Below are 23,004 nucleotides of genomic sequence, written 5' to 3'. Positions count from 1 at the left end.
GATCAGTCCAGCCCGGCGACCGCAGCCGCCATCCGTGCGAGGGCCTCCTCGAGGATCGGACCGGTGGTGCCGAAGATGAGCCGGAGGTGGTTCTCGTAGCCCTCACCGCACTGTGCGCCATCGGTGAGGGAGACTCCGTGGTCGCGGAAGAGCCGGACCGGAGATTCGACGCGGTCAGCCAGGTCCGATGCGTCGATCCAGGCGATGTAGGTGCCCTCGGGGGTGACGGTCGACAGTCCCGGAATGGTATTGATGACGTCGGTGACTCTCCTCCGCCGCTGGTCGAGCTCCGCCTTGACGGCTTGGAGCCAGTCGCCCGAGTCCCGGTAGACGGCCGTCGCGGCTTCGACGCCGATCGTGTTGATCTGCCTCTCGACGAGGCCCGCGGGCGCGGCGATCGCCTCCCGGAAAGGCCCCTCGACGATCATCTGGGCGCACTTGAGCCCGGGTGTGTTCCAGCCCTTCGACGTCGATGTCGCCGTGATGGTGTGCCGGGCAGCCCGGTCGGAGAGGCTGGCGTAGGGGATGTGGGTCCCGTCGAAGACGTGGGGGGCGTGGATCTCATCGGAGAAGACGGTCGCCCCATTCCTCGCGACGATCTCCTCGATGGCGGTGAGCTCATCCCGTTCGAGCACCCTGCCGACCGGGTTCCAGGGGTTGCACAGAACGAAGAGACCGCCGCCCGACAGCGCTCGATCGATCCCGTCATAATCGAGCACCCAGCGGCCTCCCTCGACGCGGCTCGGCACCTCGATGAGGTCGCGGCCCTCCTCGGCGGGGAGCGTGAGGAACGGCATGTAGGCCGGGGTCGGAACGACGATCGGACCCTCTGGAACCAGGCGCCGGAGCGTCTCGCGGAGGACTGCGAGCACGTCGGGGAACAGGTAGACGGAGGATGGCTCGACCGCCCATCCGAAGCTGCTCGCCATGTACTCCGCCGTCGCCTCCCTCAGGTCCTCGGCCACGTGAGTCGGAAGGTAGCCCATGGCCCCGCTGTCGGCGCGGGCCCGCAGGCACTCCGAGACGACGGGCGGAACCCCGAAGTCCATCTCGGCCACGAACATGCCGATTGTGTCGGGGAACGCTGTCCACTTGACCGAGCCTGCGGCTCGGAGGGTCTCGGGTGTGATGCTGTCGAACATGTCTCCACCCTAAGCGGCGCCGAGCAAACCGGGACAGCCGCTGTAGGCTTGTCCCATGACAGATGTTCGCGTTCGTTTCTGCCCCTCTCCGACGGGCACGCCCCATGTCGGCCTCATCCGCACCGCCCTTTTCAACTGGGCCTATGCCCGTCACACGGGCGGCACCTTCGTCTTCCGCATCGAGGACACCGACGCTCTGCGCGACTCCGAAGAGTCCTACCAGCAGCTGCTCGAGGCGATGAGGTGGCTCGGTCTCGACTGGGATGAGGGTGTGGAGGTGGGGGGCCCGCACGGGCCGTACCGCCAGTCGGAGAGGCTCGACATCTACGCCGACGTCGCGCAGAGGCTCCTCGACGGGGGCTACGCGTATGAATCCTTCTCCACCCCCGAGGAGGTCGAGGAGCGTCACCGTGCCGCAGGACGCGACCCGAAGCTCGGCTACGACGGCCACGATCGTGACCTGACCGAGCAGCAGAAGGCGGAGTTTCGCGCCGAGGGCAGGCAGCCTGTTCTGCGGATCCGCATGCCCGACGAGGACGTGACATTCGTTGATGCGGTCCGCGGGGAGATCACCTTCTCGCCCGGCTCGATTCCCGACTTCGTCATCGTCCGCGGCAACGGCCAGCCGCTCTACACGCTGACGAACCCGGTCGATGATGCCCTCATGGAGATCACCCACGTGCTCCGAGGGGAGGACCTGCTGTCGTCCACTCCGCGCCAGGTCGTCCTCTACAGGGCTCTCGTCGAGCTCGGTATCGCCCGGGAGGTCCCGACCTTCGGCCACCTGCCGTACGTCATGGGGGAGGGCAATAAGAAGCTGTCGAAGCGCGACCCGCAGTCGAACCTGTTCCTCCACCGCGACAGGGGGATGATCCCCGAGGGGCTCGTCAATTACCTGGCACTGCTTGGCTGGTCGATCGCCCCCGACAATGACATCTTCACGGTCGAGGAGATGGTCGAGGCGTTCGACATCGCCGACGTCAACCCGAACCCGGCCCGCTTCGATGAGAAGAAGGCCATCGCGATCAACGCCGAGCACATCAGGCGCCTCGACCCGGATGACTTCGCGCGCCGGATCGTCCCCTTCCTCGGCGATGTCGTCTCCGCCTCGTCATTCGACGAGCTCACCGCCGATGAGCAGATGGTCGTCAAGGCTGCCGCACCGCTCGCCCAGACGCGCGTCCACACGCTCTCGGACGCGGGCCCGCTCATCCAGTTCCTCTTCAAGGAGGTCCACGAGATCGAGTACGACCCGAAGGCGCTCGGCAAGCTTCGCGAATCCGCCCCGGAGGTGCTGGCCATGGCGATCACGCATCTGTCCGAGCTGGAGGACTTCACTGCGGAGTCGATCAAGGAGACCATGTCGACCGTCGTCATCGACAACCTCGGCCTCAAGCCCCGCATCGCCTTCGCCCCGCTCTTCGTCGCGGTGAGCGGATCGAACGTGTCGCTGCCGGTGTTCGACTCCATGGAGCTGCTTGGCCGCGAGCGGACGATCGCCCACCTGACGAGGCTGTCTGAGTACCTCGCCAGTGAGTCGGTGGCGACCGAATCCTGAGTCTGTGGGGGTGTCCGGGCGATGACTGGACACCCCTACAGAGTCCCGACCGCTCCGGGCCCAGAAACGGCTCTTCCGGATTGAGGGTGTAGTGAAGTATCCGACAGGGGTAGGTGTGTCGTAAGGGTTTGAAGAAGGCCTCGTGGTGAGAATGGGAATTGTCTAGAAACCGATTCCTCACCACAAGGCCTTCGATGCTCAAGCCTACCTTCACTGCCCCTGACCTCACGACTTTCACCGGACTCGACGGACTTGGCCTACGTGCTGTTGGCCAGTCGCTGACACCGGATCGCGCGATCATCTCCTGCACCGTGACCGAGCCGGATGACTGGTGCCACCGCTGCGGATGCCCAGGGATTCCCCGCGACACCCTCGTGCGCCGACTTGCCCACCAGCCGTTGGGCTGGCGGCCGACCACTCTGCACGTGCGCGTGCGCCGCTACAGGTGCACAGAATGCGGTCACGTGTGGCGACAGGATATGAGCACTGCAGCCGAACCCCGCGCGAAACTCTCCCGCACAGGACTGCGCTGGGCACTCGAAGGAATCGTGTGCCAGCACCTGACCGTGGCTCGTGTCGCTGAGAGTCTCGCCGTGTCCTGGGATACCGCGAACACAGCAGTGATCGCCGAGGGACGGCGTGTGCTCATCGCCAAGCCTGACCGGTTCGACGGGGTTCAGGTCATCGGTGTTGACGAGCACGTGTGGCGGCACACACGTAAGGGCGACAAGTACGTCACCGTCATCATCGACCTCACCCCAGCCCGGGACAAGACCGGGACGGCCCGACTGCTCGACATGGTCGAAGGCCGCTCCAAAGCCGTGTTCACGGCCTGGCTTCAGGCCAGGCCCCAAGCCTGGCGGGACAACGTGGAAGTCGTGGCGATGGACGGATTCACCGGATTCAAGACCGCAGCAGAGACCGAACTGCCCGACGCGATCGAGGTCATGGATCCCTTCCACGTCACCCAGCTCTCCGGGGACGCCCTGGACCGGACCCGCCAGCGCATCCAGCAGGAGACTACCGGGCACCGCGGCCGTTCCGGTGACCCGCTCTACGGCATCCGCCGAACCCTGCACACCGGAGACAACCTGCTCACGGACAAACAGCGGACCAGGCTCATGGTCGCCTTCACCGATGAGCGCCACGCCGAAGTCGAAGCGACCTGGTGCGTCTACCAAGAGGTCATAGCAGCCTACCGGCATCCCGACCCGGCCGAGGGCAAACGCATCATGACAAGGCTCATCGCCAACATCAGCAAAGGGGTGCCGAAGGCACTCCGTGAGGTCATCACGCTCGGACGCACGCTCAAACGCCGTGCCGGCGACATCCTGGCGTACTTCGACCACCCGGGAACGTCGAACGGTCCGACCGAGGCCATCAACGGCAGGCTCGAGCACCTCCGCGGTTCCGCCCTCGGATTCCGCAACCTCGCCAACTACGTCGCCCGCAGCCTGCTGGAAGCAGGCGGATTCAGACCCCAACTACACCCTGAAATCGGATGAGCCCCAGAAACTGCTTGAAACGGCTATGGATCGACGAAAAACCACGGCAGTGATGCCCTTCACCCTCCTGTTTTTTGCCAAGAAATTCTGGAGCCGGTAGAGTCTTATCTTGCGCGCAGCCCCGGTTGCGAGCAGATACCTTGGGGTATGGTGTAATCGGCAGCACGAGTGATTCTGGTTCATTTAGTCTAGGTTCGAGTCCTAGTACCCCAGCAAGATCTCCTCGGAGATCGAGGCCCCGTTCGTCTAGCGGCCCAGGACGTCGCCCTCTCACGGCGGTAACACCGGTTCAAATCCGGTACGGGGTACAGATAGTGCAAGCTATCGCGACAGTGTAAGCTGTCACTCGGCAGTGCGAGCTGCCACCTGGCAGCGAAAGCTGTCAACGGGCCCCGTTCGTCTAGCGGCCCAGGACGTCGCCCTCTCACGGCGGTAACACCGGTTCAAATCCGGTACGGGGTACAAGGTGAAGGCCTGAGCATCTGCTCAGGCCTTTCTCCTATTCTGCGAGCTGCGCTCACACGCGGGCGAGCGTCGTGATGGGCTTATAGGACATTTCGTGTTGGTTTGACCCTGATCTTTTGTTGCTGTGCCGCCATTAGGCCGGTGTTGAAGTTCGTGCGGCTGAACTTGATGGGTGGACATTTCGTGTTGGCTTGACCCCGACCTTTGGTTGCTTTGACGCGGAAAAGTGGGGGTTGAAGTTGGTTTCACGGGGCCGGCTTATAGGACATTTCGTGTTGGTTTGATCCCGACTTTTCGGCGCGTTCTCACCGAAAAGGCCGGGTCCAAGTTGCCTGATAGGGAGGGTGAACACTCCTTATTGCCGCCCGTGCGAGCAGGCGATGACACGCTATGGAAAGACCAGTACGGGACGTCAGCGCTACCGCTGTGCCGGGTGCAGGACGAGTCGCGTAGCGGCGATCGACACCTCCGCGAAAGACTTCGCCCTGTTCTTGTCCTTTCTGTTTTCCCGCCAGCGCCAGCGAGACCTGCCCGGGGCGGGACGGACCTTCCGTCGGCGCACCGCACGGTTCTGGCAGCTGTGGCCCACCCCCGAGGTGGTCGACGAGGTCCACCGGGTGATCTACGTCGATGGGATCCACCTCGGACGCAGCGCCGTGATCCTGATCGCCTCCACCGACACCCATGTCGTGGGCTGGTACCTCGCACGCAGTGAACACAGCCAGGCCTGGGGTGCGCTGCTGGCCCGGATCGCACCGCCACAGGTAGTGGTCACCGATGGTGGATCAGGCTTTGCCAAAGCCCGCCGGGCGCACTGGCCCACCACGAAGGTCCAGCGCTGTACGTTCCATGCTTTCAGCCAGGTGCGTCGCCAGACCACGACCCGGCCCCGCACTCAGGCCGGAGTGGAACTCTACGGCCTGGCTAGAGCGCTGCTCCACGTCCGCGATAACACCGGGGCCGCGGCATGGCTGGCCGCTTACACCCAATGGCGCGCCACATGGGAGGCCTTCCTGGCTGAGCGCACTCGACTCGCCACGGGGCAGGTCGTACTCACTCACCAGCGTCTGGTCACGGCCCGCTCAGCCCTCGATACGCTGATCCGGACCAAGACCTTGTTCACCTACGTCGATCCCGCCAACTTCCCGGTCGACGCCTACCTGCACATGCCACTGCCAGCGACGAATAACCGGATCGAGGGTGGGATCAACACTCAACTGCGGGCCCTGCTACGCGATCACCGCGGGATGAGCCTGGACAGGCGGATCAAAGCGATCATGTGGTGGTGCTACATGCACACTGAATACCCTGCCAGTCCCGCACGCATCCTCAGGACCATGCCCACCGACACCCAGATCCAGGCCTACTACCGAGCTGCGGCCAGCCGCGGCGAACACGCCCGGGACATCGGCCTGCCGGGCATCGGCACCGCAGCCGTCTGGAACGAGCTGCACCACTCGACCAGCTACATCACAACCTGGGACTGACACCCCTCCGATCAAACAAAACCAACACATTTTGTCCTATAAGCCTCGTGATGTCGTCCTCGAACTCCCTCGCCACATCGGGCGAGACAGTCGCCCGGGTCTGAGAGGCCGCGGTCAGGTAGTCCTCGAGCTCGGGTCCAACAGCACCGGTGTGGTTCTCATGACCGTTCGCCACAGCCCGCTCGAACGCCGCCTGGGATGCGCTGCGGGCCGCGTACTCGATATCGGCCGGTGAGAAGCCCTCGGTGGCGCGCACGAGCACGTCGAGGTCGAGATGATCCTGAGCGGCCTCGGGGATGAAGGTGAGCCAGATGGCGCGCCGCGCCTCGCTGTCGGGAAGTCCGATCGGAATGACGTAGTCGAACCGACCGTGCCGCAGGAAGGCCGGATCGAGGGCGCGGATGAAGTTGGTCGCGCAGATGAGAAGACGCCCCGGCTTCTCCCGGAAGTCCGGGATGACCTTGAGAAGCTCGTTCGTTACAGCCTGGGTGGGGGAGGGCGGCTCGCCACCGCGCCGGGACGCGATCTCCTCCACCTCGTCGATGAAGACGACCGCGTGGTCGAGGCCATCGATCTTCTCGAAGGCCTCGCGCAGCTCGCCCGCCAACCCTCGCGGCGAGGCCGCGAGCCGTGACGGGAAAACCTCGATGAACGGCCATTCCAGCCGCGAGGCGACTGCCTTCGCGAAGGTGGTCTTGCCGGTTCCCGGAGGCCCGAACAGGACGATCGCACGAGGAGGCACGACACCGAACTGTTCAGCTGTTGTGGGGTCGCCGAGCGGCAGGACGAGCCGCCGCTCGAGCAGCGCCTTCTCCGTCGTCATCCCTCCGATCGCGTCCCACCTGTCCCTGCCGAGCATGCGGCCGCCGAGCTCCTTGAGCAGGAGGATCTCCTCCTGGCGGATGGGGATGGTCCGCTCGAAGTAGCGCAGGTGGCGCTGGTCGGCGAAGCCGGCGCGTGTGAGCGAGGCGACGTGCTCGATCCCGTCGGGGACGAGGATCGCCACCCGGCTGATTCCGTGGGATGCGAGGCGCTGCTCGATCGCGCCCAGCATCGCCCGAGAGATGCCGCGACGGCGCCACTTCTCATGGACCGCGAAGAACACGATCCATGCCTGGTCGTGCGCCGCCCGAGCCACCGTGACTCCCGCGATCTCATCGCCGATGACGGCGACGACGGCGGTGTCTGCGCGGGTGGAGGCGATGACCTCATTCAGCGCATAGACAGGCACATCGACCTGTGCGACGTACTGTTCCCAGAGTCGGAGGAAGCCGTCGAGGTCGTTCGGCTGGAAATCGCGGATGCGCCAGGTAGTCACGGGAGGCCTGCTTTCACTCGGTGGTGGAGGACACGGTACCGAATGGGCCGGCGGAATGTGTCGCGCGTCTCGTTGGTCGGAAGGCGAGGCGTGTGATCACGACGCTCAGGCAGCCCAGAGCGGCCATGTGCCGCGTGGGGGTGAGTGCCGGGCAAGAGAGAGGGGCAGTCCCAACCGAACGGCTGGGACTGCCCCTCTTGAGAGGTCTGCTGTCAGCGCCTGCCGACGAGGCGCCACGCGGTGGGCAGGAGCGCCATGGCGGCGAGACCCTTGATCGCGTCACCGATGAGGAAGGGGATCACGCCCATCTGCAGGCCGGCCGCAAGATCAGCCCCGGTGGCGACCATGAGCCACGGCACGCCGACGCTGTAGACGAGGGCGGAGCAGGCCAGGACGAGCAGCGCGGTCCGTCCGAAGGTGCGGTCGAAGCCCCGGTCGGCCAGCGCACCCGCAGCGGTCGCGGCGAGGATGTAGCCGACGATGTAGCCGAACGATGCGGCCGCCCACCCCGAGCTGCCCTCGGCGAAGACGGGCACGCCAGCCAGTCCGATCGCCATATAGAGGCCGAGCGAGAGGGCGCCCTTGGCGGGGCCGAGCGCCGCGCCGGTGAGGATGACGGCAAAGGTGGCGAGCGAGAGCGGAACCGGTGTGAACCAGAGCGGGATGACGAGCTGTGCGGCCAGGGCGACAAAGGCAGTGCCGCCGAGGACGAGCGCGACATCGCGGAGTCGGGAGACCGGGAGCCGGTCAGTGAGGACGCCGGCGGTGGCGAGAGCGGGAGTGGACACAGGCCGCCTTCCATAGTTACGAAACAGTAAGTTACTCGATAGTAAGTCGAAGAGGCTCGCCGATCCATGCTGTCCGGCGAGTGGGCCGCACTTCGTCGTCAAGATCACATGGCCGGTGTCGGCCTGAACCCAGCTCCCGGTGCCTACCCGCGGCGTCGATTCTGACGGATAATGGGGCCATGGGACTCGAGCAGGGACAGATCAACGGGGATCGACGGCACTACGACGGCGGGGCGCTGGATGTGAACCGACTCCCGGCCGCGCCCAAGGATCTCTTCGAGGAGTGGCTGGCACAGGCCTTCGAGGAGGGGTTGCGGGACGCGAACGCCATGGTCCTGTCGACCGTCGATGGCAGGGGAGTGCCCTCGAACAGGGTGGTCCTCGCCAAGGCCGTCGACGATCGCGGCATTGTCTTCTACACAAACTATGACTCCCGCAAGGGCAGCGAGATCGAGCGCAATCACCACGTCGCACTTCTTTTCCACTGGCGAGAGCTCGACCGAGTCGTCCGCATTGAGGGTCTCGCCACGCGTGTGGATCCCGACGAGTCCGATGCCTACTTCTACTCGCGCCCCATCGCCTCGAGCATTGGCGCCATGGTCTCGCCCCAGTCCGAGGTCATCGCGAGCCGCGAGGAGCTGCTGTCGCGTGTCCACGACCTGACCGCGCGGATCGAGGCGGGTGAGGAGACCGTGGTCCGCCCCGACCACTGGGGCGGTTACGTCGTCATCCCCTCGACCGTCGAGTTCTGGCAGGGACGCGCCGACAGGCTCCACGACAGGATCCGGTATCGCCGGGACCACGACAGATGGACGATCGATCGCCTCGCACCGTAGCGCGATCGGTGTCGCAGGGCTGTCAGCTGCCTGAGGGCATCACGGTCCGGACATAGTCGACCATCGTCCCCGCATCCTTCGGGGCGCCGTTGCCCGCCCCGCGCAGGGCATCCTTCAGGGCCGTCGGGTCGGAGATGATCATCCCCGACAGGCCGTCGACCCCGTAGTCATACAGCACGGGAGAGAGTGGCGTGCTGGGCCCGGTCAGGACGACGTAGGCGCCGCGGGCGAGTTCGAGGAGCCGCGGCAGCGTCTTGTTGACCATCGTCGAGCCGGTGATGAACACGATGTCCTGCTCAGGCAGCAGGTACTCTGCGGCGCTGTCGATATAGTCGCCTCTGCGCGGGTTCCGCTCGATGATCGTCAGCTCGCCGGCGGTCTCCAGCCTCTTCTCAATGAATGGGAAGTGGCCGATCGTCGCCACCCTCTTCCCCTCAATCATGTCGGCGTAGATGTCGAACGCTCCACTCGCCGGCACGCGCTCCCCGCAGGCATCCGCCCGCGATGGCACGTTGTACCAGGCATTGATCGCGGCGACCCCGATGCTGGACTCGACGAGGTTCCATGATCGGATGAGCATCGCAGCCTCCCGAAGCGGGCGCCCGATGAGGGAGGCCTCCCGAATTCCTGCGCGGCTGCGGACGTTGATCGTCATCGCGACTCCGACGGTGGCGTCGCTCGCCTCAACCCACGTCCATATCGGATTCGACTGGTAGTCCCGGACCGTCGCGGAGGGGGAGATTCCGTCGATGAGATCGTCATACAGCGCCCAGGCATTCATGGCTCGATCCTAGTCGAGCACCTCCTCTTGCTGGTCACCGCGCAGGTCAGAGGATCTCCGTGAGCGGGCGAATAAGATGCTCCCAGCGCCAGGACTCGTCGACCCAGCGCCGACCACGCGCACCCATGGCCGCGGCCCGTTCGGGATCCTCCAGGAGGTAGGTGAGGGCCGCGACGAGGGAGTTGCCCGATCGGCCGTTGACGACAAGTCCCGTTTCTCTGGAGAGAACCGCCTCGGGCGCCCCACCCGAGTCGCCCGCGACAACGGGAAGTCCCGCGGCATAGGCCTCGAGGTAGACGATGCCGAGGCCTTCGATGTCGAGCCCGCCCCCACGGGTGCGGCACGGCATGGCATAGATGTCGCCGAGTGAGTAGTGGCCGGCCAGCTCGGAGTACGGCACCTCGCCCGTGAAGATGATCGAATCCCTGGCGGGGGATGCTGCATGCATCGCATCCAACTTCTCCCGGTACGGGCCCTTGCCGACGATGACGAGGCGAGCCTCGGGGAACCGTTCCGCGATTCGGTGCCAGGTGGAGATGAGGAGGTCCTGACCCTTGCGTTCAACGAGGCGCGAGATGCAGATGACGACGGGGGCGTCCTGCGCGATTTCGTAGCGCTCGCGCAGCTCACGCCGGAAGTCGGCATTGAATGCGAAGGCCTCGGGGTTGATCCCGCCGGGCATCCGCACCCTCGTCGTCTCGCCGAGCAGCGGCTCCAGCCGCTCGAGCGTCGCCTTCGTCAGGTAGGTGACGACGTCGTTCTCACGGAAGATCCTGCCGAGCAGCTGGCGGGCTCCCGGGATCATTGACCAGCCGATCTCGTGGCCGTGGGTCGTGGCGATCGTCTGTGAGGCCCCGGCGGCCCTCGCCGCGCCGGCCATGATCCCCAGCGGGGTCGAGGCACCGAACCAGACATTCTCGATGTGCCTGTCGCGGATGATCCCCTGCATCGTCCTCCGCACGGTTGGGGTGGGGAGCATCATCGTTCCGGGGTAGCGGATGACCTCGTAGGGGACAGAGGCGTCGTACTCCTGCGCACCGCCGTCGGGCGGCGACGACGCATAGACGATGAGCTGTCGCGGATCGAGCTGGCCCACGAACCCTTCCAGGTAGGTCTGAATCCCGCCTGTTCTCGGCGGGAAGTCGTTCGTGACGAGGAGAGTGCGCTGCATGACTCCATCCTCCCAGATTCCCACGCGGTCGTTGCAGACGCTCGTGCGCCCCGGAGTATTCCGGGGCGCACGAGAGGGAAGAGATGCTGTCGAGGCGGCGGTCAGTAATCCTCTGACCTCTTGAGGACCTCGGTGAGCCTGTTGGCGGCGGCGACGACCGCAACGGAGTGCTGACGGCCGGGCTGGCGGCCCATTCGTTCGATCGGGCCGGAGATCGAGACGGCGGCGACGACGCGACCGCTCGGGCCCCACACGGGGGCGGAGATGGAGGCAACGCCGGGCTCGCGCTCGGCCACCGACTGGGCCCATCGCCGGCGGCGGACCGCGGACAGGGTGGTGGCTGTGAAGTTCGCCCCGTGCAGGCCGCGGTGCAGCCGGTCCGGCTCCTCCCACGCGAGGAGGACCTGGGCGGCGGAGCCTGCGAGCATGGACAGGGCGGCGCCGACTGGGATCGTGTCCCGGAGCCCGCCGAGGTTGCGCTCGGCGGCTGCCACACAGATGCGGACATCGCCCTGGCGGCGGAAGAGTTGAGCGGATTCGCCGGTGTGGTCGCGCAGGGCGATGAGGACCGGCTTGGCCGCGGCGAGGAGTGGGTCTCCGCCCGCTGCGGAGGCGAGCTCCTCCATGCGTGGGCCGAGGATGAAGCGCCCCTGCATATCCCGCGTGACGAAGCGGTGGTATTCGAGTGCCACCGCCAAACGGTGCGCAGTCGGTCGGGCGAGATGCGTTGCCGAGACGAGCTGGGCAAGGGTGTGGGGCCCCGATTCGAGAGCCCCAAGAACGGCAGCGGCCTTGTCGAGAACGCCGACTCCGGATCCCTGAGAGTTGTCCATGTAGTGATACTGTCATCTCGCCCTTTGATACGCAAGTGCGCTAGACTTCGCGAAGGCAGATCCTGATCACACCGACGGAACAAAGGAGAGAGTCATGGGGACGACCCTGGCCGAGAAGGTTTGGAAGTCGCACATCGTTGCGCACGGCGAAGACGGGGCTCCTGACCTCCTTTATATCGATCTTCACCTCGTGCACGAAGTGACGAGCCCCCAGGCCTTCGAGGGACTGCGGCTGGCGGGCCGGCCGGTCCGCCGCCCCGATCTGACGATCGCGACGGAGGACCACAACGTCCCGACCCTCAACATCGACCTTCCCATTGCGGACAAGATCTCTGCCAAGCAGATCGATACTCTGCGCAGGAACGCGGACGAGTTCGGTATCCGGCTCCATTCGCTCGGCGACTCCGAGCAGGGCATCGTCCACGTTGTGGGCCCCCAGCTCGGGCTCACCCAGCCGGGCCTCACGGTCGTCTGCGGCGATTCCCACACCTCAACGCACGGCGCCTTCGGCGCTCTCGCCATGGGCATCGGCACCTCTGAGGTCGAGCACGTCCTCGCCACGCAGACGTTGCCGCTCCAGCCGTTCAAGACGATGGCGATCAACGTCAACGGCACCCTGCGCCCCGGCACCACCGCGAAGGACATCATTCTTGCGATCATCGCGAAGATCGGCACCGGCGGCGGCGCCGGCTACGTGCTCGAGTACCGCGGCGAGGCCATCGAGGCTCTCTCGATGGAGGCCCGCATGACGATCTGCAACATGTCGATCGAGGCCGGCGCCCGCGCCGGCATGATCGCCCCCGACGAGACGACGTTCGAGTACCTCAAGGGCCGCCCGCACGCGCCCGAGGGTGAGGACTGGGATCGCGCCGTCGAGTACTGGAAGTCCCTGCGCACGGATGACGATGCCGTGTTCGATGCCGAGGTCGATCTCGACGCGGCCGATCTTGAACCGTTCGTCACGTGGGGCACCAACCCGGGCCAGGGCCTGCCGATCTCGGCTGAGGTCCCGGATCCGGAGGACTTCGCCGACGAGAGCCAGCGCCACGCAGCCGAGCGCGCCCTCGAGTACATGGGTCTGACGCCGGGGACGAAGATCAAGGACATCCGCGTCGACACCGTCTTCATGGGCTCATGCACGAACGGCCGCATCGAGGACCTGCGCAACATTGCGGCGATCATCAAGGGCAAGAAGAAGGACCCGGACGTCCGCGTCATGGTCGTGCCCGGCTCTGCCCGTGTCCGCCTTCAGGCAGAGGCCGAGGGTCTTGACCAGATCTTCAAGGATTTCGGTGCGGAGTGGCGCAACGCCGGCTGCTCGATGTGCCTCGGCATGAACCCCGACCAGCTCCAGCCCGGTGAGCGCGCCGCCTCCACCTCGAACCGCAACTTCGAGGGCAGGCAGGGTAAGGGCGGGCGCACGCACCTCGTCTCGCCGCTCGTCGCCGCCGCGACCGCGATCCGCGGCACCATCTCGACCCCTTCGGACCTCTAAGGATTGATCATGGAGAAGTTCAGCACCCACACCGGCATCGGCGTCCCTCTTCGCCGTTCGAATGTCGACACCGACCAGATCATCCCCGCGGTCTACCTCAAGCGCGTCACCCGCACCGGCTTTGAGGATGCACTCTTCGCCGCATGGCGCAACGACCCCGACTTCGTCCTCAACCAGGATGAGTACAGGTCCGGCTCCGTCCTCATCGCCGGTGAGGACTTCGGCACCGGCTCCTCCCGCGAGCACGCGGTCTGGGCGCTCAAGGATTACGGCTTTCGCGCGGTGCTCGCACCCCGTTTCGCCGACATCTTCCGCGGCAACTCCGCCAAGCAGGGTCTCGTTGCCGGCATCATCACGCAGGATGACGCCGAGCAGCTCTGGAAGATCCTCGAGACCGAGCCCGGCACCGAGGTGACCGTCGATCTCGTCGAGCGCACCGTCACCGCCGGCGGTTTCTCGACGACCTTCGAGATCGACGATTACACCCGCTGGCGGCTCATGGAGGGGCTCGATGACATCGGGCTCACCCTGCGCCAGGAGGATGCCATCACGGAGTTCGAGAAGTCCCGCCCGGCCTACAAGCCGGCCACTCTGCCGGTCAAGACCCTGCCGGCCGTCGAGGTCGTCTCGGCCCGTCCGGTCGATGGAGAGGCTCCGCTCGCCTAATCTGAGGCGCATGACACACCTCAGGCTCGTCACAGACGCTGACGCCGAAGAGCTCACGAGACTGCTCGTGACATCGCGAGAATTCCTCGCGCCGTTTGAACCGCGGCGCGAGGATTCTCATTTTGAGCTGGAGTTTCAGCGCCAGGTCATCACCGCGAAGCTCGCCGCCTATGAGTCGGGCTCCGGTGTCCCCTTCGTCATTGTCGAGGGTGGAACGATCGTCGGACAGCTCTCGCTCGATCGGATCGAGTTCGGTCCCTACCGCTCGGCGGAGATCGGCTACTGGGTCGCTGAACACGCCACCGGGAGAGGTCTCGCGACGAACTCAGTCGCCGAGGCTCTGGATGTCGCGGAGAGCGAACTCGGCCTCAGCAGGATCGTGGCGGCGACGCTGCCGGACAACGAGCCCTCGATGAAGGTTCTGCGCAGGAGCGGCTTCGTCGAGTTCGGCCGTGCCCGCAGCTACATGGAGATTGCGGGGGAGAGGCGCGACCACCTCATGTTCGAGCGCATCCTCGCAGAGGCGGTCACAGGAAGGGACGGAGAGCCCGACATCCTCCGATAGAACTGCACCGAATAAATTGCGCAAAGCAATTTGCGCAAAAGTATTGAACTATTGCGAGAGAGCGTCTACCGTCGTGCCATGGATACGAAACATGGCTCCGCTTCGATCTGGTCGAACCGTGATTACGTGTGGTGGCTGGCGGGGGATACGACCGGAATGATCGGCCGGGTCTTCTCGCTTCTCATCGTCAGCTTCGTCGTCTTCGACCTCACGGCCTCCGAGGCATCCGCGGGCACTCTCCAGACCATCATCCTTGTCCTCATGCTCGTGGCGTCGATCCCGGGCGGCGTCGTCGTCGACCGGATGGACCGCCGGCGTCTCATCTACCTCTATGCCATCCTTGGGTCGCTCGTCAGCGGCGGGATCTTCTTCTACGTGTACTCGGGAAATCTCACCTACCTGGCATTCACCATCCTCATGAGCGTTCTTGCGCTCGTCCACGGCTTCTTCGGTGAGGCGACGAACGCCGCTCTTCGATCGATCATGTCGGGCGGGGATTTCGTCAAGGCGCAGGCCGCGAACCAGGGGAGGGATGCGGCCGTCCAGCTCATCGCGCGGCCACTCTCGGGCTTCTTCTACGGGCTGTTCGCCTGGCTGCCCTTCTTCATCTCCACAGTCTTCTCCGCCGCCCAGGGCCTCGTCTTCACGCGTGTGAAGACGTCTCTCGTCCCCGCCGACGAGATGCAGCCGGTCCCGGCTGCGGCAGCTGCGGCAGGCGGAGCGGCACAGGTTCTTGTCGAGGACCTGCCCGTCGAGGCCCAGCCGCCGCGGTCGACCATGCGCGAGGACTTCGTCGAGGGCCTTCGCTACCTCTCGAGCAGGCGGACACTCCTCGTGCTCGGCGTCATCATCACGCTTGTCAATCTCGGCATGGCGGGCGTCCAGTCGCTCATGATGCTCTCCCTCATCGTCCAGGGTTACCCGGCGGTCGAGGTCGGATACCTCGGCATGGCGATCGGCCTCGGTGTCATCCTCTCCTCGACGGTGGCGGGCCGCATCGCCGGCGAGCACCCCACCGGTCTCATCACGGTCGGCTCCCTCGCCTGGTTCACCCTGAGCACGGCCCCGCTTCTCCTCTCCGATGGGTACTGGGTGATGATGGGTGTCTCGTTCGCGATCGGGCTGTGCGTGCCGATCACCAACGCCGCCCTTCTCGGATACGTTCTCGGCCGCACGCCCCAGTCCTTTCAGGGCCGGGTCAGCAGCCTCCTCGGCGTCGTCGCCCAGGCTCTATCGGCGTTCGCGCCGCTGATCGCGGGCATCACGCTCGAGGCCCACAGCTATCACCTCGCCGCGGTCATCTTCGTCGCGATCTCAGCGGTGAGCGCCGTCATCGCGATACTATCGCCACGAGTGCGCCGCATTCCCCGGCCGTCAGAATGGGAGAGCTATGACCGAGATGAGTCGTCTCAAGGCACTGTCGCATCCGCTTAGGCTGCAGATCCTCGTCCTTCTCGATGCCCTGTCGGAGGCGAGGACCTCGGATCTCGCCTCCCAATTGGGGGCAGCGGCCAACAAGGTCTCCTACCATCTGTCGATCCTCGAAGCGGGCGGCTTCATCGGCAAGCGGGTGGGCGACGATGCGAGGGAGACCTGGTGGTCGGTCAACGAGGACAAGATCAACCCGCCTCAGCCCGACCCTGCCGAACGAGAGTCCGAGGACAGTCGCGCCGCGTCCCTCGCCATCCTCGAGTACCTCCGGAGCCTGGTTCCGGACGTCACCGACGAGGACAAGCACCAGGTCGTCATGCTCGGTGTCGTCTTTCTCACCCCTGACCAGCGCAAAGAGGTGGCGAGCCAGATGTCTGAGATGTATGGCCGCATTCGAGAGCTGTCGACGAAGAACCACGAGTCGGGCGAGGGCACCCTTTACGCGCTTGGCGCACAGCTCCTACCGGCGCGCCCCGACCAGCGGTAAGCTCATCTGGCGCCCTCCGCCCGGTATCCTTGGAGGAGCTGCTGGAGGAGGAGACCATGGCGTCAGTGCTTGAAGTGCGCGGCGGAAAACCGTTGACCGGAGAGATCTTTGTCCGTGGGGCGAAGAACCTCGTTCCGAAGGCGATGGTCGCGGCCCTTCTGTCGCAGGAGACGTCGACCCTGCGCGGAGTCCCACAGATCCGCGACGTTGAGGTCGTATCCGAGCTGCTGCAGATGCACGGCGTCGAGGTTGACTACCAGCAGGAGGAGGGCGAGCTCACGATCACGCCCGGCTCGCTCACGCTGCCGGACCCGATCCAGGTCGATGCCCTCGCCGGTTCCTCCCGCATCCCCATCCTCTTCTGCGGCCCACTGCTCCACCGCCTCGGCGAGGCGTTCGTGCCGGACCTGGGCGGCTGCCACATCGGCGACCGTCCGGTCGATTTCCACCTCAAGGTCCTCGAGGACTTCGGTGCTGTGCGCAACTCAACCCCGTACGGCATGCACCTGACGGCTCCCAAGGGCCTCAAGGGCAAGCCGGTTCGTCTCCCGTTCCCGTCGGTCGGCGCCACCGAGCAGACGCTGCTCACGGCCGTCATGGCGAAGGGCTTCACGGAGCTGTCGAATGCGGCCATGGAGCCGGAGATCATGGACCTCATCGCCGTCCTGCAGAAGATGGGCGCGATCATCTCGGTCGACATGGACCGCACCATCCGCATCGAGGGCGTCGACGAGCTCCACGCCTACCGGCACACGGCCCTGCCCGACCGGATCGAAGCCGGTTCCTGGGCATCCGCCGCCCTCGCCACCCATGGCGACATCTTCATCCGCGGCGCCGCCCAGAAGGACATGACGACCTTCCTCAACTACTTCCGCAAGATCGGCGGCGCCTTCGACGTCCAGGACAACGGCATCCGTTTCTGGCACCCCGGTGGCGAGCTGCAGGCAGCCGTACTCGAGACGGACGTCCACCCGGGCCTCATGACCGACTGGCAGCAGCCACTCGTCGTGGCGCTCACCCAGGCCAGCGGCCTCTCCATCGTCCACGAGACCGTCTACGAGAACCGCTTCGGGTTCACCGACGCCCTGCGCGGCATGGGCGCGAACATTCAGGTATACCGCGAATGCCTGGGCGGGCTGCGCTGCCGCTTCGGCAGGCAGAACTTCTACCACTCGGCCATCATTCAGGGTCCGACCAAGCTCAAGGCGGCCGACATCGTTGTCCCCGATCTGCGCGGCGGCTTCTCCCACCTCATCGCGGCGCTCGCCGCCGAGGGCACGAGCCACGTTGCAGGCATCGACATCATCAACCGCGGCTACGAGCACTTCATGCAGAAGCTGTCCAAGCTCGGCGCGGACGTCACCATGCAGCCATGAGGCTCTGGCGGCGACCCGAGAGGGGTCGTGAGATCCCCCTGGCGATGAGACTGCTCTCCGGTCCCGTCATCGCCGCCATGCGTCTCATCCAGGATCTGACGGTCACGGGAACCGAGAATCTCCCCGCGTCCGGTCCGGCGATCTTCATCTCTAACCACACGAGCCACCTTGATGGGTTCGTCGTCGCCGTCGCGCTCTACCAGGCGGGCATCCCGCCCCGCTTCATGGCGAAGAAGGAGCTGTTCGCGGAGCCACTCGGAACGGCACTGCGGGCCCTCGGCCAGGTCGAGATCGACCGGGACGCGCCCGGCGGTGCGATCGAGCAGATGGCGGAGATCCTCGACGAGGATTGGTCGCTCATCATCTTCCCCGAGGGCACCTTCACCCACGACCCGGCGGGGTGGCCGATGCGGGCGAAGACGGGACTCGCCCGGCTTCACGAGGCCCGGCCCAATGTCCCCATCATCCCCGTCTCCCACTGGGGCAACGAGCGGATCATCCACCAGTGGACCGGTCGGATCCGCTGGCCCCGCATCCTCCACCGGACCGAGCGGGTTCTTCTCCATTTCGGATCACCGATTGAGCTCACCGGCGCGACCTATCGCGAGCAGGCCGACTCCGCGATGACGACCATCGCCCACGAGGTGGCACGGCTGCGCGCCGAGCTCGGCAGGCCCATGGGCACCCCTCCATCGGAGCGATTCGAGCCCGAGGCCCTCAACCATCGTCTCCGGCGCCAGGCCAGGCAGGATGCCAAAGCCCTGAGGCTTGCGATGAAAAAGGTTCGCCGCGCGAAACTCCGCGCCCGCGTGAGGCGCCTTTTCGGCAGGCCCTGATCAGGCGCGCCCAGCAACCGCTGTGCTGCGCGTCTGACCATCCCTACTCGACGATCAGCGCAGCGAGGCGTTGTCTTCTTCGGAGTGCGAGAGGTGCGTTAGCGTGGGACATGAAGACCTCCGGCAGGATGCGAGTGCGGTAAACCACATCCCGCCGGAGGTCTTCATCCAACTTGAGCGTTCACAACGTGGACATCACGTCTAGTCGTGGAGGATGTCGATGACGATCCGCTCCGGATCGTTGAAGACCTGGACGCGGTAGGGGTGCTCCTCATCGACGCCGACGAAGATCATGTGCATGCCCTCGAAGGGATAGTCGACGTGAACGTCCTCGACGACAGTCGCCTGGTTGAGCCCAGTGACGTTGATCCCCTCGGTGGCCTCGCCCTCGTCGGGATAGCGGACACCCGAGACTACGACGGTGAGGAACTTCTGTCCGGCCATATCGACCGGCAGGCCAGAGCCGTCCTGGATCGGCTCGTCCTCATAGGAGGCGGACCAGCTCAGCTCACCCTCGTCCTCGTCGTACTCGACGACGACGCGGTCATAGTTGCCATGCCCGCCCACTCGTGCCTCAATCGGGAGGAATTGGCCGAGAAGGTCGGGGAAGCTGTCGGACTGAGTCGGGTCCGTCGTCAGTCCCGATCCATCGATGGTGTCCGCGGGTGCGGATTCATCGTCGGTCGGGGCCGTGGTCTCGTCCTCTGTCTCCTCCGGGGTCGTCGGAGCGGCCGGAGTCGTCGTCTCAGACGTCGTGGCGGTGTCCGTCGGTTCGGTGGACGTTGGAGTCTCGTCCGTCGTCGACGTGCAGGCGGCGACGAGGCTCACCATCATTGCGGCGGCAAGTACACGTTTCATGACGCCAATCTACCGCCTGTCGGTCGGTGCGGGGAGGACCGTCGGGCCCTCGTTACTCGACTGCAACGCGCGATCACCGAACCGCGACGCCCAGAGCCCGGTCGAGATCCTCCCAGAGGTCCTCAATGTCCTCGATTCCGCAGGAGAGGCGCAGAAGATCCTCCGGGACCGTCTCCGCCTCGTCCGCGAACCGGCGGCGCCGCTCAAGGCTCGACTCGACACCGCCGAGCGATGTGGCCGGCAGCCAGAGACTCGTCGCCTCGACGAGACGATCGGCCGCCTCGCGGCCGCCCTTCGGGCGCAGCGTCAGCACGCCACAGCCCCTCGGGGCGCGCTCATGGTTGGGATGGTCGGGGAGAGAGGGATGGGCGACGGCCTCGACGAGCGGGTGGTCCGCCAGGCGCCGCGCGAGCTCGGCTGCGTTCGCGGTGATCCTCTCGAAGCGGAGGGAGAGGGTCCTCATGCCGCGCAGCGCCAGCCACGTTTCGAAGGGCCCGGCGACGGAGCCGGTGTGGGTGCGGTAGTCCCACATCGTCTGGTGGAGCTCCTCCGTGGCGGCGAGGGCCGCGCCGAGGATGACGTCGGAGTGGCCCGCGAGATACTTCGTGGCCGAATGGACGACGATGTCGGCCCCCATGCTGAGGGGCTGCTGGCCGAGCGGGGTGGCGAACGTGTTGTCGACGATGACGAGGGTGCCAGCCTCGTGCGCCGCGTCGGCGATGGTCGGGATGTCGGCGAGCTCGAGCATCGGGTTCGTCGGCGACTCCAGAAGGACGGCGCTGGCTCCCGGCAGGGCGGAGACGACCTCGTCAGTATTGGCGATGTCGACCGTGACAACCTCGCCGCCCTCCCGCTCGGCCATCTCCCGCGCGACGACGAGAGAGGCATGGTACGAGTGACGCGGGGCGACGATCCGGCCGGGGCGCGCCGCGTGGAGCGCTGTGGTGATGGCTGCCATGCCGGAGGAGTGGACGAGGGCGGGGAAGTCGGCGCCTTCAAGGGCGGCGAGGGTCTGCTCGAAGGGATTCCACGTCTCCGTGTCCCATCTCGCATAGATGTTCCCCGGCTCCGTCCCCGAGTTGCGGTACGTCGAGGAGAGAACGATGGGGGGATTGACCGGGCTGCCCTGAACTCTGTCGGGACGGCCGGACTGGGCGAGAATCGTAGCTGGCTTCGTCATGATTCCGACACTATCTTGATAGGCTCGAGCGGTGAAGAACGGTTCCACAACTCGCGTTGCCCTCATCTACGGAGGCCGCTCCGGCGAGCATCCGGTGTCCTGCATGACGGCCGGTTCGGTCATGGCCTCGATCGATCGCGATCGGTACGAGATCGTGCCCATCGGCATCCGCCGGGACGGCACGTGGGTGAGCGGCACGACCGACTCGGAGCTGCTCGGCACCGGCACGGCCGAGGTCGGTCCGGGCGAGCCCATCACCGTCTCGTACGGAACCGGAGAATTCTACGAGGGTGGGAAGAGCCTCGAGATCGATGTCGCATTCCCGCTCCTTCACGGGCCGTTCGGCGAGGACGGCACGATCCAAGGCCTGTTTGAGATGGCGGGGGTGAAGTACGTCGGATCGGGCGTCTTCTCGTCAGCCGCGGTCATGGACAAGCATTTCACGAAGATCATCCTTCAGGCCGCGGGCCTGCCCGTCGGTCCATGGGTGCTCGTGACGAGAAGCGGGTGGGAGAACAGCCGCGAGGAGCTCACCGACCAGATCGCGCAGCTGCGGATGCCGCTCTTCGTCAAGCCCACTCGTGCCGGATCCTCGCTCGGCATCTCCCGCATCGAGTCCCTCGACCAGCTCGACGAGGCGATCCGGGAGGCCCAGAAGCACGACCCGAAGGTCATCGTCGAGCAGGGCCTGGCGGGTCGTGAGGTTGAATGCGCGGTCCTGGGCGGCCGCGGCACCGAGCGTGCACGAGCCTCGACCGTCGGCGAGATCATCCTCAACAACCCGACCTCAGGCTTCTACGATTTCGAGTCGAAGTACGTCGAGACCGACGGTCTCGTCCTTCAGATCCCGGCGGAGATCCCCGAGGACGACATGGAGCGGCTGCGCACCATGGCTGTCGAGGCATTTGAGGCCGTGGACTGCGAGGGGATGGCACGCGTCGATTTCTTCTTCGACGGCGGTGACATCACGATCAACGAGATCAACACGATCCCCGGCTTCACCCCGTACTCGATGTACCCGCTGCTGTGGCAGAAGTCCGGCATGACCTATGCGGAGCTCATCGACGAACTGCTGACGCTCGCGCTCGAGCGTCAGACCGGCCTGCGCTAGCTGTACTGACCGGACAGGTTGGTTGAGGCAGTGCGATGACACGCGCTGACTTGTGACGTGAAGAGAGGGCCTTCCGCGATTGAGTGGGAGTTGCGAAACCAGCACTCCGAGGAAGGCCCTCCTTATGTCCCACGCTAATGCAGCCCTGACCCCTCGCGCCCGTTTGACCGTCGCCCGGCTCGTCGTCGACCAGCAGGTGCCGATTGCCGAGGTCGCGGCTCGGTTCCAATGCTCCTGGCCGACGGTCAAACGCTGGGCCGACCGCTACAGGTCTGGTGAGTCCATGCAGGACCGTTCCTCTCGCCCGAAGACCTCGCCCCACCAGACCCCGTTGAAGATCAGAAGACGAATCGTGAGCCTGCGGCTGCGGCTACGGGAAGGACCGGTCCAGCTGGCCGTCCGGGTCGGGCTGGCACCCTCGACCGTTCATCAGATCCTGCGCCACTGCCGACTGAACAGACTCGCTCACGTAGACCGCGCCACCGGGGAGCCGGTGCGCCGCTATGAACACCCCCACCCCGGCTCGATGATTCACGTCGATGTGAAAAAGCTCGGCAACATCCCCGACGGCGGCGGCTGGCGCTTCGTCGGTCGCCAACAGGGAGGCCGCAACCGCATAGCAACGCCGGACAAGGCCCGCAACCACCACCACAACCCGAAGATGGGCTACGCCTTCGTCCACACCGTCATCGATGACTACTCTCGCGTCGCCTACGCCGAAGTCCACAATGATGAAACCGCTCTCACTGCCGTCGGGGTGTTGGAGCGGGCCACAGCCTGGTTCAACACCCGAGGCGTCACCGTCGAAAGAGTGCTCTCCGACAACGGTCCGGCCTACCGCTCGATATTATGGCGCGAAACCTGCGCCAGGCTGAAGATCACAGCAAAACGGACCCGCCCGTACCGACCCCAGACCAACGGGAAGATCGAGCGCTTCCACCGTACCCTGGCAGACGGGTGGGGCTACGCCCGCTGCTACACCTCAGAAACCGAGCGACGCGACGCCCTACCAGGATGGCTGCATCACTATAATCATCACCGACCCCACACAGCCTGCGACAGGCTCGCCCCAATCACCCGCTTAACCAACCTCCCCGGACAGTACAGCTAGCTGT

Annotated in this window: 21 protein-coding genes and 3 tRNA genes; 16 read left to right on the top strand and 8 right to left on the bottom strand. The window is 65.6% G+C overall.

What is annotated here, in order from left to right; translation table 11 throughout:
* Nucleotides 1–2: 2 nt before the first annotated feature.
* Nucleotides 3–1,142, bottom strand: coding sequence for a MalY/PatB family protein (locus EJO69_RS04245; RefSeq protein ID WP_126039623.1), 1,140 nt, complete (start codon nucleotides 1,140–1,142; stop codon nucleotides 3–5).
* A gap of 55 nt (nucleotides 1,143–1,197) precedes the next feature.
* On the opposite strand from EJO69_RS04245, the gene gltX reads away from it, so the two are divergent.
* From gltX to EJO69_RS04215, 6 genes are all read left to right on the top strand, one after another.
* A complete protein-coding gene (gene gltX, locus EJO69_RS04240; RefSeq protein WP_126039621.1) occupies nucleotides 1,198–2,700 on the top strand; it encodes a glutamate--tRNA ligase in 1,503 nt (500 codons plus the stop codon).
* 194 nt (nucleotides 2,701–2,894) lie between these two features.
* The gene (locus tag EJO69_RS04235; protein WP_126037853.1) at nucleotides 2,895–4,205 is read left to right on the top strand and encodes an ISL3 family transposase; all 1,311 of its coding nucleotides are present in this window, start codon (nucleotides 2,895–2,897) and stop codon (nucleotides 4,203–4,205) included.
* Between the two features lie 141 nt (nucleotides 4,206–4,346).
* Nucleotides 4,347–4,418, top strand: a tRNA-Gln gene (locus EJO69_RS04230).
* 22 nt (nucleotides 4,419–4,440) lie between these two features.
* Nucleotides 4,441–4,513: transfer RNA gene (locus EJO69_RS04225), tRNA-Glu, on the top strand.
* An 81-nt stretch (nucleotides 4,514–4,594) separates the two neighbouring features.
* A tRNA-Glu gene (locus EJO69_RS04220) sits at nucleotides 4,595–4,667 on the top strand.
* 347 nt (nucleotides 4,668–5,014) lie between these two features.
* Complete coding sequence (locus tag EJO69_RS04215; RefSeq protein ID WP_281272839.1) at nucleotides 5,015–6,157, top strand: IS1249 family transposase; 1,143 nt, start codon at nucleotides 5,015–5,017, stop codon at nucleotides 6,155–6,157.
* Here EJO69_RS04215 and EJO69_RS04210 read toward each other — a convergent pair.
* Nucleotides 6,141–7,475 carry an ATP-binding protein gene (locus EJO69_RS04210; protein WP_126039619.1) on the bottom strand — a complete coding sequence of 445 codons (1,335 nt, stop codon included), beginning with the start codon at nucleotides 7,473–7,475 and terminating at the stop codon, nucleotides 6,141–6,143. The genes EJO69_RS04215 and EJO69_RS04210 overlap by 17 nt on opposite strands.
* A 212-nt stretch (nucleotides 7,476–7,687) precedes the next feature.
* Nucleotides 7,688–8,263 carry a biotin transporter BioY gene (locus EJO69_RS04205; protein WP_126039617.1) on the bottom strand — a complete coding sequence of 192 codons (576 nt, stop codon included), beginning with the start codon at nucleotides 8,261–8,263 and terminating at the stop codon, nucleotides 7,688–7,690.
* 179 nt (nucleotides 8,264–8,442) lie between these two features.
* Here EJO69_RS04205 and pdxH point away from each other — a divergent pair, with 179 nt between their 5' ends.
* The gene (gene pdxH, locus EJO69_RS04200; protein ID WP_126039615.1) at nucleotides 8,443–9,099 is read left to right on the top strand and encodes a pyridoxamine 5'-phosphate oxidase; all 657 of its coding nucleotides are present in this window, start codon (nucleotides 8,443–8,445) and stop codon (nucleotides 9,097–9,099) included.
* A gap of 22 nt (nucleotides 9,100–9,121) precedes the next feature.
* Here pdxH and EJO69_RS04195 read toward each other — a convergent pair whose 3' ends face one another.
* The 3 genes from EJO69_RS04195 to EJO69_RS04185 form a co-directional block, all read right to left on the bottom strand.
* The gene (locus EJO69_RS04195; RefSeq protein WP_126039613.1) at nucleotides 9,122–9,880 is read right to left on the bottom strand and encodes a DUF364 domain-containing protein; all 759 of its coding nucleotides are present in this window, start codon (nucleotides 9,878–9,880) and stop codon (nucleotides 9,122–9,124) included.
* Nucleotides 9,881–9,926: 46 nt separating this feature from the next.
* Nucleotides 9,927–11,051 (bottom strand): glycosyltransferase family 4 protein, encoded by a 1,125-nt coding sequence (locus EJO69_RS04190; protein ID WP_126039611.1) that lies wholly within the window; start codon nucleotides 11,049–11,051, stop codon nucleotides 9,927–9,929.
* Nucleotides 11,052–11,152: 101 nt separating this feature from the next.
* Nucleotides 11,153–11,884, bottom strand: coding sequence for an IclR family transcriptional regulator (locus tag EJO69_RS04185; protein ID WP_126039609.1), 732 nt, complete (start codon nucleotides 11,882–11,884; stop codon nucleotides 11,153–11,155).
* Between the two features lie 94 nt (nucleotides 11,885–11,978).
* Here EJO69_RS04185 and leuC point away from each other — a divergent pair, with 94 nt between their 5' ends.
* From leuC to EJO69_RS04150, 7 genes are all read left to right on the top strand, one after another.
* Nucleotides 11,979–13,379, top strand: coding sequence for a 3-isopropylmalate dehydratase large subunit (gene leuC / locus EJO69_RS04180; protein WP_126039606.1), 1,401 nt, complete (start codon nucleotides 11,979–11,981; stop codon nucleotides 13,377–13,379).
* 9 nt (nucleotides 13,380–13,388) lie between these two features.
* A complete protein-coding gene (gene leuD / locus EJO69_RS04175; RefSeq protein WP_126039603.1) occupies nucleotides 13,389–14,045 on the top strand; it encodes a 3-isopropylmalate dehydratase small subunit in 657 nt (218 codons plus the stop codon).
* Nucleotides 14,046–14,055: 10 nt separating this feature from the next.
* A complete protein-coding gene (locus EJO69_RS04170) occupies nucleotides 14,056–14,610 on the top strand; it encodes a GNAT family N-acetyltransferase (RefSeq protein ID WP_164519866.1) in 555 nt (184 codons plus the stop codon).
* Nucleotides 14,611–14,688: 78 nt separating this feature from the next.
* A complete protein-coding gene (locus tag EJO69_RS04165; RefSeq protein WP_126039596.1) occupies nucleotides 14,689–16,044 on the top strand; it encodes an MFS transporter in 1,356 nt (451 codons plus the stop codon).
* The gene (locus EJO69_RS04160) at nucleotides 16,001–16,528 is read left to right on the top strand and encodes an ArsR/SmtB family transcription factor (RefSeq protein WP_126039593.1); all 528 of its coding nucleotides are present in this window, start codon (nucleotides 16,001–16,003) and stop codon (nucleotides 16,526–16,528) included. The genes EJO69_RS04165 and EJO69_RS04160 overlap by 44 nt, the downstream gene beginning before the upstream one ends.
* A 56-nt stretch (nucleotides 16,529–16,584) precedes the next feature.
* Nucleotides 16,585–17,904, top strand: a complete 1,320-nt coding sequence (murA, locus tag EJO69_RS04155) for a UDP-N-acetylglucosamine 1-carboxyvinyltransferase (RefSeq protein WP_126039590.1) — start codon at nucleotides 16,585–16,587, stop codon at nucleotides 17,902–17,904.
* On the top strand, nucleotides 17,901–18,740 hold the full coding sequence (locus tag EJO69_RS04150) for a lysophospholipid acyltransferase family protein (RefSeq protein ID WP_126039587.1): 840 nt from the start codon (nucleotides 17,901–17,903) through the stop codon (nucleotides 18,738–18,740). The genes murA and EJO69_RS04150 overlap by 4 nt, the downstream gene beginning before the upstream one ends.
* A 201-nt stretch (nucleotides 18,741–18,941) precedes the next feature.
* On the opposite strand, the gene EJO69_RS04145 is transcribed toward EJO69_RS04150, so the two are convergent.
* A complete protein-coding gene (locus tag EJO69_RS04145; RefSeq protein ID WP_126039584.1) occupies nucleotides 18,942–19,598 on the bottom strand; it encodes an AMIN-like domain-containing (lipo)protein in 657 nt (218 codons plus the stop codon).
* A 73-nt stretch (nucleotides 19,599–19,671) separates the two neighbouring features.
* Nucleotides 19,672–20,778 carry a trans-sulfuration enzyme family protein gene (locus EJO69_RS04140; RefSeq protein ID WP_126039581.1) on the bottom strand — a complete coding sequence of 369 codons (1,107 nt, stop codon included), beginning with the start codon at nucleotides 20,776–20,778 and terminating at the stop codon, nucleotides 19,672–19,674.
* A 31-nt stretch (nucleotides 20,779–20,809) separates the two neighbouring features.
* Here EJO69_RS04140 and EJO69_RS04135 point away from each other — a divergent pair, with 31 nt between their 5' ends.
* A complete protein-coding gene (locus EJO69_RS04135) occupies nucleotides 20,810–21,889 on the top strand; it encodes a D-alanine--D-alanine ligase family protein (RefSeq protein ID WP_126039579.1) in 1,080 nt (359 codons plus the stop codon).
* Between the two features lie 124 nt (nucleotides 21,890–22,013).
* Nucleotides 22,014–23,000 carry an IS481 family transposase gene (locus EJO69_RS04130; RefSeq protein ID WP_126039576.1) on the top strand — a complete coding sequence of 329 codons (987 nt, stop codon included), beginning with the start codon at nucleotides 22,014–22,016 and terminating at the stop codon, nucleotides 22,998–23,000.
* Nucleotides 23,001–23,004 lie beyond the last annotated feature (4 nt).

This window comes from Flaviflexus salsibiostraticola, from assembly GCF_003952265.1.
In the GTDB taxonomy this organism is placed as follows: domain Bacteria; phylum Actinomycetota; class Actinomycetes; order Actinomycetales; family Actinomycetaceae; genus Flaviflexus; species Flaviflexus salsibiostraticola.
The sequence above is the reverse complement of the archived record's forward strand: the minus strand, read 5'-3'. Positions and strand labels throughout refer to the sequence as shown.

What these genes read in the sequence shown, in the direction of transcription:
- EJO69_RS04245 (WP_126039623.1), bottom strand. Translation starts at nt 1,142, where the DNA reads ATGTTCGACAGCATCACACCCGAGACCCTCCGAGCCGCAGGCTCGGTC.
- gltX (WP_126039621.1), top strand. Translation starts at nt 1,198, where the DNA reads ATGACAGATGTTCGCGTTCGTTTCTGCCCCTCTCCGACGGGCACGCCC.
- EJO69_RS04235 (WP_126037853.1), top strand. Translation starts at nt 2,895, where the DNA reads ATGCTCAAGCCTACCTTCACTGCCCCTGACCTCACGACTTTCACCGGA.
- pdxH (WP_126039615.1), top strand. Translation starts at nt 8,443, where the DNA reads ATGGGACTCGAGCAGGGACAGATCAACGGGGATCGACGGCACTACGAC.
- EJO69_RS04195 (WP_126039613.1), bottom strand. Translation starts at nt 9,880, where the DNA reads ATGAATGCCTGGGCGCTGTATGACGATCTCATCGACGGAATCTCCCCC.
- EJO69_RS04190 (WP_126039611.1), bottom strand. Translation starts at nt 11,051, where the DNA reads ATGCAGCGCACTCTCCTCGTCACGAACGACTTCCCGCCGAGAACAGGC.
- EJO69_RS04185 (WP_126039609.1), bottom strand. Translation starts at nt 11,884, where the DNA reads ATGGACAACTCTCAGGGATCCGGAGTCGGCGTTCTCGACAAGGCCGCT.
- leuC (WP_126039606.1), top strand. Translation starts at nt 11,979, where the DNA reads ATGGGGACGACCCTGGCCGAGAAGGTTTGGAAGTCGCACATCGTTGCG.
- leuD (WP_126039603.1), top strand. Translation starts at nt 13,389, where the DNA reads ATGGAGAAGTTCAGCACCCACACCGGCATCGGCGTCCCTCTTCGCCGT.
- EJO69_RS04170 (WP_164519866.1), top strand. Translation starts at nt 14,056, where the DNA reads ATGACACACCTCAGGCTCGTCACAGACGCTGACGCCGAAGAGCTCACG.
- EJO69_RS04165 (WP_126039596.1), top strand. Translation starts at nt 14,689, where the DNA reads ATGGATACGAAACATGGCTCCGCTTCGATCTGGTCGAACCGTGATTAC.
- EJO69_RS04160 (WP_126039593.1), top strand. Translation starts at nt 16,001, where the DNA reads ATGACCGAGATGAGTCGTCTCAAGGCACTGTCGCATCCGCTTAGGCTG.
- murA (WP_126039590.1), top strand. Translation starts at nt 16,585, where the DNA reads ATGGCGTCAGTGCTTGAAGTGCGCGGCGGAAAACCGTTGACCGGAGAG.
- EJO69_RS04150 (WP_126039587.1), top strand. Translation starts at nt 17,901, where the DNA reads ATGAGGCTCTGGCGGCGACCCGAGAGGGGTCGTGAGATCCCCCTGGCG.
- EJO69_RS04145 (WP_126039584.1), bottom strand. Translation starts at nt 19,598, where the DNA reads ATGAAACGTGTACTTGCCGCCGCAATGATGGTGAGCCTCGTCGCCGCC.
- EJO69_RS04140 (WP_126039581.1), bottom strand. Translation starts at nt 20,778, where the DNA reads ATGACGAAGCCAGCTACGATTCTCGCCCAGTCCGGCCGTCCCGACAGA.
- EJO69_RS04130 (WP_126039576.1), top strand. Translation starts at nt 22,014, where the DNA reads ATGTCCCACGCTAATGCAGCCCTGACCCCTCGCGCCCGTTTGACCGTC.